The 201-nt window shown below is 33.3% G+C and carries 1 protein-coding gene; it reads left to right on the top strand.

Features of this window, described 5'->3' with window-relative positions; translation table 11 throughout:
- Window positions 1-201 (top strand): PleD family two-component system response regulator (locus M901_RS14100; protein WP_021278879.1); only part of this gene is annotated, 201 nt, incomplete at both ends.

Below are 201 nucleotides of genomic sequence, written 5' to 3'. Positions count from 1 at the left end.
ATAAAAGAAATTCAACCGGACCTTATTATTCTAGATCTTATGATGCCTCAGATGACTGGTTATGATTTTCTAAATCATTTGAATAAGTTTCATAAGGACTACAAAGGAAAGGTTCTAGTTGGATCAGGAAAACAGTTTGTTAAAGATCGCTTGAGGTCTTTAAAAATGGGAGCGGATGATTTTATGGATAAGCCTTACAAT

Source organism: Bacteriovorax sp. DB6_IX (genome assembly GCF_000447775.1).
Lineage (GTDB): Bacteria > Bdellovibrionota > Bacteriovoracia > Bacteriovoracales > Bacteriovoracaceae > Halobacteriovorax_A.
This window is presented reverse-complemented; position numbering and strand designations above follow the sequence as displayed.